The organism is unidentified bacterial endosymbiont, assembly GCF_918320885.1.
In the GTDB taxonomy this organism is placed as follows: domain Bacteria; phylum Pseudomonadota; class Gammaproteobacteria; order Enterobacterales.
In genome coordinates this window covers 1,160,153-1,177,614 of record NZ_OU907312.1, presented here as the reverse complement: position 1 = coordinate 1,177,614, position 17,462 = coordinate 1,160,153, and the positions used below count along the sequence as shown (strand labels likewise).

Annotated in this window: 19 protein-coding genes and 1 pseudogene; 4 read left to right on the top strand and 16 right to left on the bottom strand. The window is 51.2% G+C overall.

Going from position 1 to position 17,462, the window contains the following annotated elements; genetic code table 11:
- Nucleotides 1-189 precede the first annotated feature (189 nt).
- From acpP to rluC, 7 genes are all read right to left on the bottom strand, one after another.
- Nucleotides 190-441 carry an acyl carrier protein gene (gene acpP, locus NL324_RS06060; RefSeq protein WP_253306741.1) on the bottom strand — a complete coding sequence of 84 codons (252 nt, stop codon included), beginning with the start codon at nucleotides 439-441 and terminating at the stop codon, nucleotides 190-192.
- Between the two features lie 159 nt (nucleotides 442-600).
- Nucleotides 601-1,335, bottom strand: a complete 735-nt coding sequence (locus NL324_RS06055) for a 3-oxoacyl-ACP reductase family protein (protein ID WP_253307146.1) — start codon at nucleotides 1,333-1,335, stop codon at nucleotides 601-603.
- Nucleotides 1,336-1,342: 7 nt separating this feature from the next.
- Nucleotides 1,343-2,287 carry an ACP S-malonyltransferase gene (gene fabD / locus NL324_RS06050; RefSeq protein ID WP_253306740.1) on the bottom strand — a complete coding sequence of 315 codons (945 nt, stop codon included), beginning with the start codon at nucleotides 2,285-2,287 and terminating at the stop codon, nucleotides 1,343-1,345.
- Nucleotides 2,288-2,298: 11 nt separating this feature from the next.
- Nucleotides 2,299-3,249 carry a beta-ketoacyl-ACP synthase III gene (locus NL324_RS06045; RefSeq protein ID WP_253306739.1) on the bottom strand — a complete coding sequence of 317 codons (951 nt, stop codon included), beginning with the start codon at nucleotides 3,247-3,249 and terminating at the stop codon, nucleotides 2,299-2,301.
- 86 nt (nucleotides 3,250-3,335) lie between these two features.
- On the bottom strand, nucleotides 3,336-3,509 hold the full coding sequence (gene rpmF / locus NL324_RS06040) for a 50S ribosomal protein L32 (protein WP_253306738.1): 174 nt from the start codon (nucleotides 3,507-3,509) through the stop codon (nucleotides 3,336-3,338).
- A 10-nt stretch (nucleotides 3,510-3,519) separates the two neighbouring features.
- Nucleotides 3,520-4,068: a YceD family protein gene (locus NL324_RS06035; RefSeq protein ID WP_253306737.1), complete on the bottom strand. Its 549-nt coding sequence runs from the start codon at nucleotides 4,066-4,068 to the stop codon at nucleotides 3,520-3,522.
- Between the two features lie 34 nt (nucleotides 4,069-4,102).
- The gene (gene rluC / locus NL324_RS06030) at nucleotides 4,103-5,074 is read right to left on the bottom strand and encodes a 23S rRNA pseudouridine(955/2504/2580) synthase RluC (protein ID WP_253306736.1); all 972 of its coding nucleotides are present in this window, start codon (nucleotides 5,072-5,074) and stop codon (nucleotides 4,103-4,105) included.
- A 521-nt stretch (nucleotides 5,075-5,595) separates the two neighbouring features.
- Here rluC and rne point away from each other — a divergent pair.
- Together rne and phrB are read left to right on the top strand one after the other, a co-directional pair.
- Complete coding sequence (gene rne / locus NL324_RS06025; RefSeq protein ID WP_253306735.1) at nucleotides 5,596-8,220, top strand: ribonuclease E; 2,625 nt, start codon at nucleotides 5,596-5,598, stop codon at nucleotides 8,218-8,220.
- Nucleotides 8,221-8,337: 117 nt separating this feature from the next.
- The gene (gene phrB, locus NL324_RS06020) at nucleotides 8,338-9,771 is read left to right on the top strand and encodes a deoxyribodipyrimidine photo-lyase (protein WP_253306734.1); all 1,434 of its coding nucleotides are present in this window, start codon (nucleotides 8,338-8,340) and stop codon (nucleotides 9,769-9,771) included.
- 14 nt (nucleotides 9,772-9,785) lie between these two features.
- On the opposite strand, the gene NL324_RS06015 is transcribed toward phrB, so the two are convergent.
- From NL324_RS06015 to NL324_RS05975, 9 genes and pseudogenes are all read right to left on the bottom strand, one after another.
- Nucleotides 9,786-10,706 carry an OTU domain-containing protein gene (locus NL324_RS06015; RefSeq protein WP_253306733.1) on the bottom strand — a complete coding sequence of 307 codons (921 nt, stop codon included), beginning with the start codon at nucleotides 10,704-10,706 and terminating at the stop codon, nucleotides 9,786-9,788.
- Between the two features lie 143 nt (nucleotides 10,707-10,849).
- Nucleotides 10,850-11,050 (bottom strand): Fe-S cluster assembly protein IscX, encoded by a 201-nt coding sequence (gene iscX, locus NL324_RS06010; RefSeq protein WP_253306732.1) that lies wholly within the window; start codon nucleotides 11,048-11,050, stop codon nucleotides 10,850-10,852.
- A 42-nt stretch (nucleotides 11,051-11,092) separates the two neighbouring features.
- Nucleotides 11,093-11,431 carry an ISC system 2Fe-2S type ferredoxin gene (gene fdx / locus NL324_RS06005; protein ID WP_253306731.1) on the bottom strand — a complete coding sequence of 113 codons (339 nt, stop codon included), beginning with the start codon at nucleotides 11,429-11,431 and terminating at the stop codon, nucleotides 11,093-11,095.
- Between the two features lie 25 nt (nucleotides 11,432-11,456).
- A pseudogene (gene hscA / locus NL324_RS06000) lies at nucleotides 11,457-12,998 on the bottom strand (Fe-S protein assembly chaperone HscA); the annotation flags it as partial.
- 12 nt (nucleotides 12,999-13,010) lie between these two features.
- Nucleotides 13,011-13,535, bottom strand: a complete 525-nt coding sequence (gene hscB, locus NL324_RS05995) for a Fe-S protein assembly co-chaperone HscB (RefSeq protein WP_253306730.1) — start codon at nucleotides 13,533-13,535, stop codon at nucleotides 13,011-13,013.
- Entirely contained in the window at nucleotides 13,528-13,851 is a 324-nt protein-coding gene (iscA, locus tag NL324_RS05990) for an iron-sulfur cluster assembly protein IscA (RefSeq protein WP_253306729.1), read from the bottom strand. The genes hscB and iscA overlap by 8 nt, the downstream gene beginning before the upstream one ends.
- A 29-nt stretch (nucleotides 13,852-13,880) precedes the next feature.
- Nucleotides 13,881-14,306: a Fe-S cluster assembly scaffold IscU gene (gene iscU / locus NL324_RS05985; protein ID WP_253306728.1), complete on the bottom strand. Its 426-nt coding sequence runs from the start codon at nucleotides 14,304-14,306 to the stop codon at nucleotides 13,881-13,883.
- Between the two features lie 31 nt (nucleotides 14,307-14,337).
- On the bottom strand, nucleotides 14,338-15,552 hold the full coding sequence (locus tag NL324_RS05980) for an IscS subfamily cysteine desulfurase (protein WP_253306727.1): 1,215 nt from the start codon (nucleotides 15,550-15,552) through the stop codon (nucleotides 14,338-14,340).
- 78 nt (nucleotides 15,553-15,630) lie between these two features.
- A complete protein-coding gene (locus tag NL324_RS05975) occupies nucleotides 15,631-16,098 on the bottom strand; it encodes an Rrf2 family transcriptional regulator (protein ID WP_253306726.1) in 468 nt (155 codons plus the stop codon).
- 188 nt (nucleotides 16,099-16,286) lie between these two features.
- On the opposite strand from NL324_RS05975, the gene xseB reads away from it, so the two are divergent.
- Nucleotides 16,287-16,550 carry an exodeoxyribonuclease VII small subunit gene (gene xseB / locus NL324_RS05970; protein WP_253306725.1) on the top strand — a complete coding sequence of 88 codons (264 nt, stop codon included), beginning with the start codon at nucleotides 16,287-16,289 and terminating at the stop codon, nucleotides 16,548-16,550.
- Entirely contained in the window at nucleotides 16,550-17,434 is an 885-nt protein-coding gene (gene ispA, locus NL324_RS05965; protein ID WP_253306724.1) for a (2E,6E)-farnesyl diphosphate synthase, read from the top strand. Before xseB ends, ispA begins: the two co-directional genes overlap by 1 nt.
- The last annotated feature ends 28 nt before the right edge of the window (nucleotides 17,435-17,462 follow it).

Below are 17,462 nucleotides of genomic sequence, written 5' to 3'. Positions count from 1 at the left end.
GGGAGATCTAGCCCTCATCATAGCACTTAATCTATTATGAAATAAAATTCTGTAAGACAAAAAGGTTAGGTGGCCTAAACGCCACCTAAAAATAGTCCTCAGTATTGAGATCCCCAAAACAGCTTCTCAGTCTGTTTGGGAAATCACTCAATCTGCTCTCCCAATCACCTGCCGTTGGCTGAGGTAGATTCAGGAGACCTCTTCTTGAGAAGAATGGGCCTTAATGTAATCGATAGCCGCCTGAACGGTGGTAATTTTTTCAGCCTTATCGTCGGGAATTTCAGTATCAAATTCCTCTTCCAAAGCCATCACCAGCTCAACAGTATCTAGAGAATCTGCCCCTAAATCTTCAACAAAAGAGGCTTCTAACTTAACCTCATCCTCTTTAACACCTAGTTGCTCAATAATAATTTTTTTAACGCGTTCTTCGATAGTGCTCATACTCTTAAATTTTCCTATCAAAATTCGCTTGCGCGACGATTTTCGTAGTGTATTCAATATTAAAGAAGTTTCAACCGAATTAGCTTTCACTAACCCCTGCTGTTACCACAAATTTAGAATTTTCCTTAACATACGCTAAATTACAACCTGGCTTCTCAATTAAACCATATGCAGACCACCATTAACATGTAACGTTTCTCCTGTGATATAAGCTGCCTGTTGCGAAGCTAAGAAAGCCACCGCATAAGCAACCTCTTTAGCATGCCCTAAACGGCCGACTGGCACCCGATTGATGATGTGTTGCTGTCTCTCTTCACTTAAAGCCTGAGCCATATCCGTATCAATAAAACCCGGAGCAACCACATTCACAGTGATGCCACGCAGTGCTACCTCACGAGCCAGGGATTTACTAAACCCTATCAGCCCAGCCTTAGCAGCCGTATAATTAGTCTGGCCACTATTGCCGGTACTACCCACCACTGATCCCACGTTAATAATACGCCCATAGCGCTTTTTAACCATAAGCCCTAGCACCGCTTTTGATAAAAGAATCGGCGCGACTAAATTAACCGATAGTACCTGCTCCAACGCTTCGATGGGCTGCCTCATCAGTAAGGCATCACGACAGATCCCCGCATTATTCACCAAAATAGTGATGTCACCAAATTCCTGACGGATCGCTTGTACTACTTGCTCAATAGCGGCTTTGTCAGTCACCTCTAACTGCAGACCACGCCCTTGACCTTTCACAGTATCATCAATGGCGGCGACCCCGCTTTCACTGGTTGCGGTACCAATGACAGTTGCCCCTTGAGCCGCCAACAGGGCTGCAATAGCCCGTCCAATCCCACGAGTGGCACCGGTGACTAAGGCAATCTGGCCACTTAACGCCAGGGTTGTCCTATCTGTTTTGTCGTTCATAACCATCATCACACTGTCTGGTAGGCTGAAATACCCTCGCTGAGATCCCCTTTAGGGTTCGGGCAGCAAGCCCCGTGAGGACACTGCCAGGCCCTAATTCAAAGAGCTGCTGGATGCCTTGTTCGCTCCAATACAGCAACGTTTCATACCAGCGCACTGGTGAGTAGAGTTGACGGATCAAAGCCTCTTTGATAGCCAAAGGTTCAGTCTGTACCTGTACATCCACATTATTGACCACCGGCCACTGTGGTGACTGAAAGGTGACAGCATCCAGTAGCAGTGCAAACTCCGTGGCAACCGGTTTCATTAAAGCACAATGGGCTGGAACCGTGACAGCTAAAGGAACCAGGCGTTTGGCACCCAGAGCTCTGCAGTAGTCCATGGCCCGTTCGACCGCTGTATGATTGCCAGCAATCACCACCTGCCCAGGGGCATTAAAATTAGCCGCTGCAACGACCTCACCTTGGGCGGCCCGCGCGCAGGCATCACCAACCTGGGCTTCAGTTAATCCCAGCACCGCCACCATAGCGCCTTCACCTTCTGGCTGTGCTGCTTGCATCAGACGGCCACGTTGTTCGACTAGCCAGACTGCATCCTCTAAGGCCACTGCCCCAGCACAGACTAAGGCAGAATACTCTCCTAAGCTATGACCCGCTGCCAGCGTTGGCACGAGGCGGTACTGTTGCTGCCATAGCCGCCATAGCGCTACTGAAGCCGTCAATAAGGCAGGTTGCGCACAGGCCGTTTGGTTTAATAAAGCACTAGGCCCCTGCTGTACCCGCTGCCATAAATCATAGCCCAGCACTGATGAGGCCTGCTGAAAAGTTTCCAAGATGATAGGAAAGTTTTCAGCATACTCTGCCAGCATCCCCACAGACTGAGAGCCCTGTCCAGGGAACATGAGAGCAAGCGGTTGCTGTATCATCGTGCTGGCACTTAAAAACGCACTAAGGCTGAGCCCCAAGTGAACCCGCCACCAAATGCTTCCAGCAGCACCAACTGGCCCCGTTGTATCCGGCCATCCCGTACAGCCTCATCAAAAGCAGCCGGCACAGAAGCCGCTGAAGTGTTGCCATGCCGATCCAGTGTGACTACAACACGATCCATTCCCAGTTCCAACTTACGGGCAATCGCTTTAATAATACGCAGATTGGCTTGATGAGGGACCAACCAATCCAAGGCTTTTTTATCTAATTGATGCGCGGCTAAAGTCTGCTCGACTAATTTGGCCAATTCTAATACGGCGACCTTAAAAACCTCATTGCCCTGCATCGTTAAATAAGCTGGGTGGCGCGCAGGATAATCAATATAGGGTAGCTTCAATAAATGGCCATAACGCCCATCCGAATGCAACTGTGTAGATAAAATCCCGGGTTGCTTAGCCGCGCCTAATAACATAGCGCCCGCCCCATCCCCAAAGATCACCAGGGTGCTGCGATCCGTTGGGTCGAGGGTCCGTGACAGCAGATCCGTACCAATGACCAAAGCATAGTCAACCGTACCCTGACGAATATAGTGATCAGCAACGCTTAAAGCATAGATAAACCCTGCACAGGCTGCCGCCAAATCAAAGGCAAATCCCTGTTGTATCCCCAATAATTGCTGAATTTGACAAGCAGTACTCGGAAAAGCATGCGTTGAGGAGGTGGTCGCCACCAACAGCAGCCCCACCTGGCTTGCAGCAATACCTGCACTCCCCAGTGCACGTTGTGCCGCTTGATAACCCATCGTGGTGACGGTCTCTTGCGGCGCGGCAATCCGTCGTTCATGGATGCCTGTGCGGGAGACAATCCACTCATGGGAGGTCTCTACCCGCTGTCCCAGATCACTATTGGTGACGACCTGTTCGGGTAAGTAACCTCCCGTTCCTAAAATAGTCGTATGCATGAGGACTCAGCCACTCTGATCCGCCCTATAAAGAAGTTATTGCACCAAGGGATAGTCGGTTTATCTATTAGCGAAAAAGGGCCAGTTTATGGATTATCAATCACTTTGCGGCCGCGGTAATAGCCCTCTGCAGTGACATGGTGACGACGGTGCGTCTCTCCAGAAACTGGATCAATAGAGAGTGCGACAGTGGTGAGCGCGTCATGAGAACGGCGCATATCACGCTTCGATCGACTTTTACGACTTTTTTGTACGGCCATGTTAAAACTCCTAAAGTTTGGTCTCTTTTAAAGATAACAGCACCCCGAAAGGGCTATCCTGCTTGACAGGCTCCACGACTGGCAATAGTGGGCTATTCCAATAGGCTAAAATAGCCGCTGAACACCCCTCGTCGGGATGAACTGCTGCCAATGGTAAGCGAAGTAGCAGCTCCTCTTCAATTAAACTGATCAGATCGACCTGCTCATACTGATCAATTAGCCAGGGATCATAAACACTGGGCAGTGCTTTTGCCTGCCGGTCATCTAGCACGGGGCTGACACAGTAATTCACAGAAAGCGTCTCTAAAAAGCAGTCGTTACAACGCTGGCATAACAAAGCAACCTCGACGTGAGCTTCACCGTGGACAACTAGGCGCTGCTGCGTATCCTGCGTAAAACAGATCGTAGCCCGAAGTTCACTAACCACCCCCTCTGTAGCGCTGGCTAAACGCGTCCAGAGGGTTGAGGGATAATAGCCCTCATAACGCATCTGTTGCTGAACTGCAGTGCGTAGATTAACGATCGAAGGTAACGGAATTGGCTGCATAATGGGCGGCATAGTAACGGCCTAACCCCAGAGAGTCAAAAATTAGTTACGCCTTGACACAGATACTTTTATCCGTAGCACGGCGTAATCGCTGCAGCAGGCTCTGCAGGGCTGCTTCTAACGGCGCCTCTAGTAGCAGCCGTTGACCACTCTGAGGATGTGTTAAACACAGTGAGGCTGCATGCAAAAATAACCGACCCGGTCGATCCTGCACGATTAATGGTGCATCCCAATGACTGTGGCCATAACGCGCATCAAAGACAATGGGATGTCCCACCGACTGCGTATGAACCCGTATTTGGTGGGTACGTCCGGTAATGGGTTTGACCTGCAGGAGCGTTGCTTGAGGAAAGCGTTCAATCACTGTAAAGTGTGTCTCAGCTGGCTTCCCTTGAGGATGAATCTGAATCAGTCGTTCTCCACTAGGCAATACTGTTTTTAAGAGCGGTGCTTTGATCTGCTTACACTCCATTGGCCACTGGCCATGAACTAATGCCCAATAGCACTTCTCGATTTGGTGATCTCGTAACTGCTGGTGTAATGCGCGCAGCACTGAGCGCTTTTTAGCGACCACCAATAATCCAGAGGTTTCACGATCAAGACGATGGACCAGTTCTAAATAGGCTAGATCGGTACGCAGCGCCCGTAACCCTTCAATAACAGCGATAGTAACACCACTGCCTCCATGGACCGCCATTCCTGAGGGCTTGTTGATAACTAACAGTCCCTCATCTTCATAGAGCAAGCAGTGGTTTAAAGCTTTGACTTTATGCAGTGCAGCCATCGGCTCTGGTTCACTGAAACGCACCGGAGGAATACGGACTTCATCTTGTGCTTGCAGCCGATACAGCGGTTTAACCCGCTTTTTGTTGACGCGGATTGCCCCGGTACGCAACAGACGGTAGATGAGGCTCTTAGGAACCCCTTTCAATTGCGACCGTAAATAGTTATCAATCCGCTGAGACGACTCTTCAGCAGAGATACTCCAACATTGTCTGGGTGATGATTCTGCGTGCATCGTCTATTCTAACATAGGATTAAATTCAATAAGAGAGCAAAGTCACCTTGCCAGGTTACCCCCCTCAATGAAATAATAACAGCGATTTTTTGTCATTAACCCATTACCCACCACCGGTTTCAAAGCGAACTGAACGACTCAACCGAGGTTCGCCTGCGGGCAGACAGAGAATGCGAATTTAAAGGCTGCTAGCCCTCTAACTGAGCGGCGGGATAGGTTGTGTTAGTTTGAGGAAAGGACGGCAAAATTAATCAATTAGCAAAAAATTGTTCTCAACGACCTAAAGACATTTTAATGAACCTACTCTGTAAGAGGCTAGGTCATGATTTTTAACACAACACGCTGAATTCTTCATCCATAATGACTCTAGAGAGATGAAGTAGGCTGGCGTGTCTTAGCTGAACTGCGCAGGATGGCCGTTCAGGGGCGGGATCCCTAGCTGTGGGTAATCAGTACGCCCTAGCAGGGTTGTGGCTCTCCGAGAGCACCCGCACTAACCTAATATCAATGAGTTGAATTTAATGAAAAGAATGTTAATTAATGCGACTCAAGAAGAAGAGTTGCGTGTCGCTTTAGTCGATGGCCAACGACTGTATGACTTGGACATCGAAACCCCTGGCTACGAACAAAAAAAAGCTAATATCTATAAAGCGCGTATTACCCGTCTCGAGCCCAGTTTAGAAGCAGCCTTTGTCGATTATGGATCCGAGCGCAATGGGTTTCTCTCCTTGAAAGAGGTGGCTCGTGACTATTTTCCAGCAGACTACACGGGTCAAGGACGTCCTAATATCAAAGATATTTTGCATGAACAGCAGGAGCTGTTGGTGCAAGTTGAAAAAGAGGAGCGCGGCAATAAAGGAGCGGCTTTAACCACGTTTATCAGTCTGGCGGGCAGCTATCTGGTATTAATGCCGAACAACCCGCGGGCGGGCGGCATTTCACGCCGTATCGATGGTGAAGAGCGCAGCGAACTGAAAGCAGCATTAGCCACGCTAGATCTTCCGGAAGGGATGGGGCTGATTGTGCGAACTGCCGGGGTTGGTAAGTCAGCCAGTGAACTTCAATGGGATCTACAAGTGCTGCTTAACCACTGGGAAGCTATTCGCCAAGTGACCGAAAAATGCCCGGTGCCTTCGCTTATCCATCAGGAAAGCAATGTCGTTGTCCGAGCCATCCGTGACTATCTACGTCGCGACATGGGTGAGATCCTGGTAGATAATCTCAAGGTCTTTGAAAAAGCTAAAGAACATATCAGCTTAGTCCGACCGAATTATCTTAATCGGCTTCAACTCTATCAGAGTGAAGTGCCGCTGTTTAGTCATTACCAGATAGAGTCACAAATTGAATCAGCCTTTCAACGTGAGGTACGACTCCCTTCCGGGGGCTCGATTGTCATCGATACGACAGAAGCCCTGACGGCCATCGATATCAACTCAGCACGCGCTACGCGTGGCAGTGATATCGAGGAAACGGCTTTTAGTACCAATGTAGAGGCGGCCGATGAAATTGGTCGCCAACTGCGGCTACGGGATGTCGGGGGCTTGGTTGTGATTGACTTTATTGATATGGCACAGCCTCGCCATCAACGGGAAGTAGAGAATCGGCTTCGGGAATCAGTAGAGCACGATCGAGCGCGGATTCAGTGTGGCCGTATTTCTCGCTTTGGATTGTTAGAGCTTTCACGGCAACGGCTGCGTCCCTCACTCGGAGAGTCCAGTCACCATGTCTGTCCCCGCTGCAGTGGTACAGGGACTGTTCGTGAAAATGAGTCCCTGTCACTCTCTATTTTAAGGCTCATTGAAGAAGAGGCGCTGAAAGAAAATACCTATGCAGTCAATGCCATTGTGCCCATACAAATTGCCTCTTACTTATTAAATGAGAAGCGGCAATCCATCAGTCTGATTGAGCAACGTCAAAAGGTGAAGGTACTGGTAGTCCCCAATAACCGCATGGAGTCACCTCATTACTCCGTGGTACGAGTACGCAAAGGTGAAGAGAATTTAACGCCCAGTTACCTACTAGCACAACGGTTAGAAAGTGAAGCCACCATGGCCCTTCATGAAGTTTCTACCCCCAGTAAACGAATAGACAAGCCACTCGTGGGAATCAATGTTCCTGACAAACCCTTTGAACAGGGAGATTCAGCGGCTAAACGAACGGCACCCGCCTGCCAGACAGATCACTGGTTCAATCGCTGTCTTCAAGGTTTTAAACAGATCTTTATGCGACCACCGGTGGCTGCCAGCAAGCCTAAAGAACCAGCACCAACCCATCATTGCCACCAGAAAACAGCTCGAATAGCTTCAAGCGACTTAATGAGCTGTAACGTGGGCAAGATCCAGCCACGGCAGGCTAATGCCCATCAATCCCCCCAAAAAAATGTTAGACCAGCGCTGGATCGGCTGAAAAAAAATAGCCCCGCCCCCATACAGCCCACTCAGGCGGTTGAAGCGGCTAGTGCACCTCCTATAAACATATCCCAAGCTGCCACCATGACCCCTCGTGCAGCTGTGCCGCTTGATTCAGGTGAACAGGAGCCATTACCCATGGCCACTCGCCGACACCGGCGTCCTCTGAAAAAAAAGGTCCGGCTACCGGCAGCACAGCTAGAATCCTCTGGTGAGAAGCGTGTAACGTTAACAACCCTGGAGCCGGTGGTATCATCAGCGCATGAAGTCATTGACAGTGATAGGACAGCACCTGCTCATGATTTACTACCAGACACTCCAGAGGTCACTAATAGCAACAGCACTACTGCAACATGCCGCTCAAGACGTTCTCCTCGACAGCTAGAGAGTAGCACTCAGCACGCTCGTCAATCATCGGTGTCTTCGAAAACGCTGGCGACGAATGCTCCAGAGGCTGTCTCCACAGCTGATCTAGCTGGCAACCACCGCTTAGTACAAGCACCGCCTACGCAAGCTATACTCCCTGATAATGCCCGGCCTAATCACTCCGATGCTGAACACCCGACCGCCCCGCTCACCATCGTACCACCAACCCTGCTGCCACCTTCCAATCCGAAACCTATCTCGAGCAGCAGCTATTCAGGCTACTCTGAAAAGCCAAGAGGCCAAGCTATGGCAGCCGCCACGGCCATTAAAGAGAGCGCCGTAGACACAGACACAGCCAAAGCAGAGGAGTAACAGCATTTGTGATCCACAGGGTAGCGCTTAATGGGTTCAACGGCCCCCACCGCCTAAACAGCAGTGTGGGGTCACGCTGCTTGATTGAAGTTTCATCGACTATGATTGAGGAAGCCTTTGCCAACGCACCTAGTCTGGTTTAGAGAGGACTTACGGCTCGCCGACCATCGAGCGTTACACGCAGCTTGCGTCGATCCCACAGCACAGGTACTGGCGCTATTTATTGCCACTCCACAGCAGTGGCAAGCGCATCAGATGGCACCCCGCCAAGCTGATTTTCTACGGCGTCACCTAGTCTGCTTACAACAAGCACTGGCTGAACGAGGGATACCCCTCTACTATCATCAAGTTCCCTGTTTTTTAGACCTACCTGACGCCTTAGCAGCACTCTGTACAGCAAAGCGGATCACCCACCTGTTTTTTAATCGCCAATACCCTTTGAATGAACAGCGACGGGACCAAGCCGTACTGCAGCGGCTACGACCCACTGTTATCTGTCACACTTTTGATGATAGTCTACTGCTGGCCCCTGGCCAAGTCACCACGCAGCAAAGATCAATGTTTCGGGTATTTACCCCGTTCAAGCGGGCCGCACTAGCACAACTTTGTGAGAAACCGCCAAGGCCTCTGCCAATACCAGCGCCGCGCAGGGCACAAATGCCCGCACCGCAGTCACTGCTGGCACCCTTTGATTATCCTACCCAAGATAGTAGCTACTTCCCGGCAGGAGAAACCGCGGCCCTACAGCGCCTGCAGCACTTCTGTGAAAAGCAGGTGACTGACTATGCCCTACGCCGTGATTTTCCAGCCTTAGCGGCTACTAGCCAACTCTCTCCCTACCTAACCTTAGGGGTATTATCCCCCCGGCAATGCCTACAGGCACTCCAGGCGGTGGCTCCTGATATCCTGTACCAACCTAGGGGAAGTGAAGGGGCTGTCAGTTGGTTGAATGAACTACTCTGGCGAGAATTTTATCGACATTTAATCGTTGCTTTTCCAAACTTATGTCAACATCAGCCATTTGTCGCTTGGACCGATCAGGTGGCTTGGCAAGTCAATGCGCAGTGGTTACAGGCTTGGCAACAAGGGTGTACTGGCTACCCTTTGGTTGACGCGGCGATGCGCCAACTCAACCACTTGGGTTGGATGCATAATCGGTTGCGCATGGTGGTGGCCAGTTTTTTAAGTAAACAGCTGCTGTTAGACTGGCGGCTGGGAGAGCGCTACTTTATGTCCCAATTGATTGATGGTGACTTTGCCGCTAACAATGGTGGTTGGCAATGGGCGGCCTCTACTGGCTGTGATGCGGCCCCCTATTTTCGGCTCTTCAATCCGACCGCTCAGAGTCAACGCTTTGATCCGCAGGGCGCCTTTATTCGACAATGGGTTCCAGAGTTGGCCGCTCTATCCGATCGAGCCATTCACGCCCCTTATGCTACACCGGGAGAGAAGAGAACAACGCTCGATTATCCCCAGCCCCTAGTTGACCACAGCCTAGCCCGCCAAAGGGCGTTAACCGCCTTTGCAGCGGCCAAGAGCGGCCAAGGGTAAAGCTTTTTATAGCTTTATACGCCAGCCAATAAGACTTTCACGACCGCTTGCTGTTCTAGTCTCCGAGCCAGGACAGCATCTTCTGCTACTTGCAGCTCCCGAGCCAGGGCAGCAGCTTCTGCTACCTGCAGCTCCCGAGCCAGGGCAGCAGCTTCTGCTACCTGCAGCTCCCGAGCCAGGGCAGCATCTTCTGCTACTTGCAGCTCCCGAGCCAGGGCAGCATCTTCTGCTACTTGCAGCTCCCGAGCCAGGGCAGCAGCCTCTGCTATTGGCCCCTTAGCTTGTTCATCCTGCAGAATGCTGTTTTCATGCTCCAAGACACCGTCAGGAAAAAAATTGTGGAATGCAGGATTTTCCCGTAAATAGCTGGCTAGTAATTGGCGTAAAGCCATCACATTCGGGTTGTTTGCATCGTCTGCAATGCTGTTTCTATCATATGAGATAAAAGCCGTTCCTAACAGCTGCTGTTGCTCACTGTGATTTAAAGTCAGTAACAAAGAGTGATAGAAGCAGTTACCGTCACTGGCTACTGGAGTCACTTGACCTGCGATGATAGCTTCATAATGATTATTACGTAATTGCATCCTTAGGGGCGTAGTAGTCAATTGCTTGCCAAACTCATGTCTGTGAACGCCATCATTAGACACAACATTCAGGTCCAGATGTTTATCAGCAGGCCAGGTGGGTAGTTGTGTCACTGCTTCCGGAACGATGTCACCCGCTGTACCATTCCATGAGCGATTAGTCTCAATATCATTAATAATGCGTTGCGTTTCTCGACCACCGAACAGCGGTTCTCCTATTTTGGAGACATCAGAGTAGGCAGTGGGAGTGGTATGGCCGTGAGGCTGCCGTTCTCGGCTATCGAACACTCGCTCTCCTGTTTTGAAGAGATAAGCGTAGGCAGTGGGACTTCTATTGATGGGGAACATCATCTACTCTCCTGTCTAGTATGACTAGATCTAGTTTAGAAGAGTGCTGCTCTGCTAAGCCATTAGGCCATAGTCTCTATTTTTAGGTCTGATAACGCTCAGCGCCGGCTCGGTAGCCTTTATCGCACGAGCCGGCGCTAAAAAAACTACGCAGACTCCTCCAACCAGGCTAATAAAATAGCCTCTAAAATCTTTTCATTAGAGCGCTGTGGATCATCCTCAAACCCTTCCAGTTGGCAGATCCAGCGGTGCAAATCAGTGAAGCGTACGCTCTTGGGATCTATAGTGGGATAGTGATCTGATAAGGCTTGGGCAATCTCCCAACTATCTTGCCAGGTTAATGACATAGTCTGAACCCTTCTCTTTTGATTGCTTTACAGTTCATTGCACTAATGTCCTTCACGGACGTAATTAATGCTGTAGCGGGGGATCTCCACAATCAGATCAGCTTGCTGTACCCGTGCTTGACAACTAAGACGGCTCTCCGGCTCTAATCCCCAGGCTTTATCTAGTAGATCCTCTTCACGCTCCTCAGTGGGAGCTAATGACTTAAACCCTTGACGCACAATGACATGGCAAGTTGTACAAGCACAACATTTTTCACACGCATGTTCAATAGCAATACCCTGGCGCAGCGCGGCATCCAAAATGGTCTCTCCCGACGCTGCGCTGATCGCCGCTCCCGCCGGACACAACTCAGGATGGGGTAAAAAAACGAGGGTTGGCATCTCATGCTTCCTGGTCAGGGGGGCTAATCATCTGACGAATAGCTGCTTCAGTCAATCCATAACTGGGTTGTACCTGAACCTCTGCTTGCTGGCCGCTGACCGGCTCCACCGCCAGCACCCGCAGTAGACCATCCGCATCGATTTGAAAGGTGACTGTGATCCGGGCATCGCCGGCCGCAAGCAGTGGCAACCCTTGCAGGGTAAATTGAGCTAAAGAGCGGCACTCTGCCACCCGTTCGCTCTCACCTTGAACCACATGCAGCTTGATGGCACGCTGCCCCGTTTTATAAGTGGTAAACTGCTGCGTCACGCGAGCAGGTATCGCAGTATTGCGCGGAATGAGGTGCTGTACCACCCCACCCATGGTTTCAATCCCTAGCGATAACGGGGTGACATCCAGTAATAAACGCTCTTGACAGGTGGGATTCCCGATCAGCTGATCAGCATATAACGCCGCTCCCAAAGCGACGACCTGTTCGGGATCGAGCGTTGCTAAGGGTTGGCATTCAAAAAAACGGGCCACTGCCTGTTGTACCCAAGGAATGCGGGTGGAGCCACCTACCAAAACCACGGTATCAATCTGCTGCTGGGTGATCCCAGCATCTTGCAGCGCCCGCTGTGAAACTGCTAAGGTTTTCTGAACTAACGGGTCGATCAACTGTTCAAACTGTGAACGGGTGATTACCCCCTGCCACCGATCTTGGCGCACCACAACTTCTGTCTGCTCACTCAGGGTCTGTTTAGCCGTCACTGCCGCGTCTAACAAGGCGCGTTGTGCCATGGCGCAACGGGGCTCTGGGGTTCCTATTTGCTCGGCTAACCAGCTCGCTAAGCAGTGATCAAAATCATCCCCGCCTAAAGCGGCATCGCCACCCGTGGCGAGGACTTCAAACACCCCATTGGTAAGCCGTAACAGCGAAATATCAAAGGTACCGCCGCCCAAATCATACACGGCAATCACCCCCTGGCTAGCTCGTTGCAATCCATAAGCCAACGCGGCCGCGGTGGGCTCATTGAGCAGCCTCAATAATGGCAGCCCAGCCAACCGAGCCGCATCTTTGGTACTCTGCCGCTGAGCATCATTAAAGTAGGCAGGGACAGTAATGACCACGCCAGCCAACGGCCCCGCTAAAGCCTCTTCAGCCCGTTGAGACAAGATCTTAAGGATTTCAGCACTCACCTGTACCGGGAGCACAATCCCCTGAGCAGTGAGTAGAGAGAGCAGACCAGCTTCATTCTCTTGAAATAGGTAGGGTCGTTGTGGCCGCTGGCGTTGCAGTTCAGCCTGTGAATAACCTAGTAAACGCTTCACTGAGAGAATGGTATTCAGTGGATCAATCACCGCTTGCTGGCGTGCAGCCCACCCAACGACGGTTTTATCTGTCTGATACTGAACCACAGAGGGCAACAGCGACCGCCCTTGTGGATCGCTCAGCACAGTGACCTCACCCCCCTGGGGGACGGTCGCTACTAGCGAATAGGTCGTCCCCAGATCAATTCCAGCTGCACGTTTCCAAGGCGTGGAGGTCAACTGTTGTCCGGGTTCACTAATCTGTAGGAGGGCCATTGACAATTTCCATTAACGGGTAGGGTCTGCCAGTTCCAATTGCAGCAGTTGTTGTTGATGCTTCGCCAAAAATTTTAATTGACTTAAACTCTCGGCAGCCTGCTTCCAAGCGGCATTTTCTAGGCAGTCAATCAAACGCTGGTAATAGTCATTATTTAAGGCTGCAATCCGCGCCGCGAGCTCTGCTATCACCGCTTGGTCGGTCGCCGTGGCCAACGCCTCCCCTAAAGCTAGCTGCTCCATTAGAAACGCTGTATCGTGGTGGCGGTGCTCTTCTTGATCCCCCAACCCCTGCAACATGAGCAGATACTCGGCACGGCGTAGCGGATCTTTTAAGGTATGGAACGCTTGGTTGATTGCCGCCGCCTGCTGTACCGCCCACTGCTGCTGCTCATCCGTAGCGTTTACAAAGCGATCGGGATGGTTCTGCCATTGTAAATCGTAGTAGCGCTTTGTGAGCAACTGTTCATCCACTGCAAAGCGCTGCGGCAAGCCAAAACGGCTGAAGTGATCACTGGGCTCCTGCCGATCAGACATGGAAACTCTCTCCACAACCACACGACCCTTTCGTATTCGGGTTATCAAACGTAAAGCCCTCGTTCAACCCCTCCTTGACAAAGTCTAAGGCCATGCCCTGCAGATAAACCAAGCTTTTTTCATTGATAATCACTTGGATGCCTTCTGTTTCGAAGATCTGATCATCCTCTTTCAGCTGATCGACAAATTCGAGCACATAGGCCAGCCCAGAGCAGCCGGTGGTTTTAACCCCTAGACGCAGGCCGATACCTCTACCCCGTTGTTCCAGGAACTGCTTTACCCGGTGCGCCGCCCGTGGACTCAGAGTAATCGCCATGCTCTCCTCACTACACGGTCATCAACGTGTTAAGCCACTGATACCGGTTGTTTAGCAGCACTCCTGGTGATGGATTGCCTGTCCTGTTTCTGCTGGTAATCAGCAATCGCGGCTTTAATAGCATCTTCAGCTAAAATTGAACAGTGGATCTTGACCGGAGGCAATACCAGCTCTTCAACGATATCAGTATTTTTAATCGTTGCCGCTTGCTGCAAAGTTTTGCCCTTCACCCACTCGGTGATCAAAGAGCTTGAAGCGATGGCTGATCCACAGCCATAGGTTTTGAAACGGGCCTCTTCAATCACCCCCGCTGCATTGACCTTGATCTGTAGTTTCATTACATCACCACAGGCGGGGGCGCCGACAATGCCACTGCCTACCTGAGGATCTTGCTGATCCAAGGAACCGACATTTCTTGGGTTTTCATAATGATCCAAAACTTTTTGATTATACATGGTCTAACTCCTTCAAGGATCTATCCCTGATTTAATGGTGTGCCCACTCAATCTCATTGAGGTTAATACCCTGGGTATACATCTCCCAGAGGGGAGACATCTCCCGCAACCGGCTGACCGCCTGTTGGATCAACACAATAGCCCGATCAATCTCTGGCTCAGTGGTGAAACGACCTATCGAGAAGCGGATAGAGCTATGGGCCAATTCATCGTTTAACCCTAAAGCCCGTAGCACATAAGAGGGCTCCAAACTCGCTGAGGTACACGCCGATCCCGAAGAGACGGCCAACTCTTTTAATGCCATCATCAGCGACTCCCCTTCGACGTGAGCAAAACTCACATTGACAATGCCCGGGACACTAGAGGCTAAATCACCGTTCACCGAAACCGCTTCCATCATTTTGATGCCACTCCATAGCCGATCACGCAGGCGCCCAATCCGCTGCTGCTCCGCTGGCATCTCGGCCTGTGCAATTCGACACGCTTCGCCCATGCCAACGATTTGATGGACCGGCAAGGTTCCAGAGCGTAATCCACGCTCATGGCCACCGCCATGGATTTGTGCCTGCAACCGCACCCGCGGTTGTCGCCGAACATACAGCACGCCGATCCCTTTAGGACCATAGAGTTTGTGGGCTGAACAGGATAGCAGATCAACTGGCAACTGCTGCAAATCGATGGGCAATTTTCCGGCGCTTTGACTGGCATCCACATGTAATAGAATCCCACGCTCCCGGCAGAGGGCGCCGACTGCTGCGATATCTTGAATGATGCCAAGTTCATTATTCACCTGCATCAAGGAGATCAGACGGGTCTGTGGCGTGATGCTCGCTTCTAGCTGCTCTAACGTCAGTAGACCTGTAGATTGCGGCTTAAGGTAGGTGACGGTAAACCCCTCGCGCTCCAATTGACGGCAGGGATCAAGGACCGCTTTGTGTTCCGTTTGGCAGGTTATCAGATGCTTCCCCTGTTTAGCGTAGAAGTGCGCCGCTCCCTTCAAGGCGAGGTTATTGGCCTCCGTTGCCCCAGAGGTAAAAATCAGTTCCCGCGGATCGGCGCCTAATAACTCAGCAATTTGGTGGCGTGCAATATCAACTGCCTCTTCTGCCTGCCAACCAAAGTGGTGGGAGCGCGAGGCGGGGTTACCAAAGATTCCATCTGGTGTCAGATAGTGCATCATTTTTTCTGCAACCCGTGGATCGACGGGGGTAGTCGCCGCATAATCCAGATAGATGAGAGATCGCATGGTCTAAAACTCCGTTGAGGGCCCTACGGCCGAAATAGAGAGACATCCATCAAGTCGTGTTGTCTCTGTGCTAAGCCATCAACAGTTGATGGCTTGCTGACGCTGAACCGTCAAATCAGCTTGTCGACAAGCCACCTGTTGCACCGCTGGGCTCCGGCTTAACTCACTTAAGGTGACGGTACCGAGAAACTGCTGGATACGCTCATTCAATGCGGACCAGAGAGGATGGGTTAAACAGCGCTCACCGTGTTGGCACTGCTGCAATCCCAAGCAGTGGGTGGTATCGACCTGCTCCTCCACCGCTTGTAAAATCATGCCAATCGTGATGGCACTCGCGCTCTGACAGAGCCGATAACCACCAGCCGGCCCCCGCACGCTGGAGACCAACCCCTGTTTGCGTAATCGGCAAAAAAGTTGCTCTAAATAGGGCAGAGAGAGATTTTGCCGCTGGGCAATCTCAACCAGGGCGATCGGCCGTTGATCAGCCTGCAGAGCAATATCTAATAACGCAGTAACAGCATACCGTGCCTTTGCGGTCACGCGCATAACAGACCCTTCGATCACTCAGTGGCTGACTGGGCACTAGTATCCTTTACCCGACTATTTTAGTCAACTATAACGTGATCTCTTGCTCAGTTTAGCCCAGCACCGTCAGATGCTGCCCCCTTCCAAGCTCTATTTGACCTGATACGGCTATTAGCGTACCTTATGCCGAGTTTTTAAACTTAAACTAAATGACCTTCAATCGCGTGAAACCAACGACCCGAAAAACTGCCCTGAGCTTTGCAGATACCCTGACTGAACTGGAGCAGATCGTGACACGTTTAGAAAGCGGTGAGTTGCCTTTAGAAACTGCCCTGACTGAATTTGAGAGGGGGGTACAGCTCGCTAAAGAGGGCCAACAACGTTTAAAACAGGCAGAGCAACGTGTCGAAATTTTGCTCAGTGATGACTCCCAGGCCTCTTTAACGCCCTTTTCACCTGATGCTGATCGTTAATGTCTTCGATTGAACAGCAGCTGCAGCCACGGCGACAGCGCCTCGATAACTACTTGCAAGGCTGTTTAACGGCGTTACCCTTTGCGGATAGCCACCTAGCCGCGGTGATGCGTTATGGCCTCTTGCTGGGAGGGAAGCGTATCCGTCCGCTGCTACTCTATCTAGTGGGCGATCTCTTCGCGCTCCCGGTAGCGCTATTGGATGCTCCTGCAGCGGCCGTAGAGTGTCTCCATGCCTACTCCCTGCTGCATGATGATCTCCCGGCTATGGATAATAGCCCACTGCGGCGAGGGCAGCCCACCGCACACGTGCAATTTGGCGAAGCGCAGGCTATTTTAGCCGGTGATGCCCTACAGACCTTGGCTTTTTTGCTGCTGACTCAGGCGACACCCGCACTATTAACACCCGCGACCCAACTGCGGATGCTACAGGAGTTAGCCCAAACCAGCAGTGGGTTGTGCTATGGACAATCTTTAGATCTCCAGGCTGATAACCAGCCGTTAGATACAACAGCTTTAGCACAGATCCACCACTATAAAACTGCCTTGTTGATACGGTGTGCTATCCGCTTGGCAGCACTAGCCGCCAAGCGGCCTGGAGAGGAGTCACTGCCACTATTAGATCGCTATGCCCAAGCGCTTGGCCTCGCCTTCCAACTGCAAGATGATCTCCTCGATGTGACCGGCACCACTGCGCAGCTAGGAAAACCCCCAGGCAGTGATCAGCGCTGTGGTAAGAGCAGTTATCTGCAGCTAGGGATTGATGCCACTCAAGAACGCCTCAGACAATTACACCACGAGGCTTTTGCAGCGCTCTCGTTGCTACCTTACGATACCACCGCATTAGAAGCTTTTACTCACTATTTAATCAACCGTAATGACTAACTAGCCATCACAGGCTTCCGAGATGATG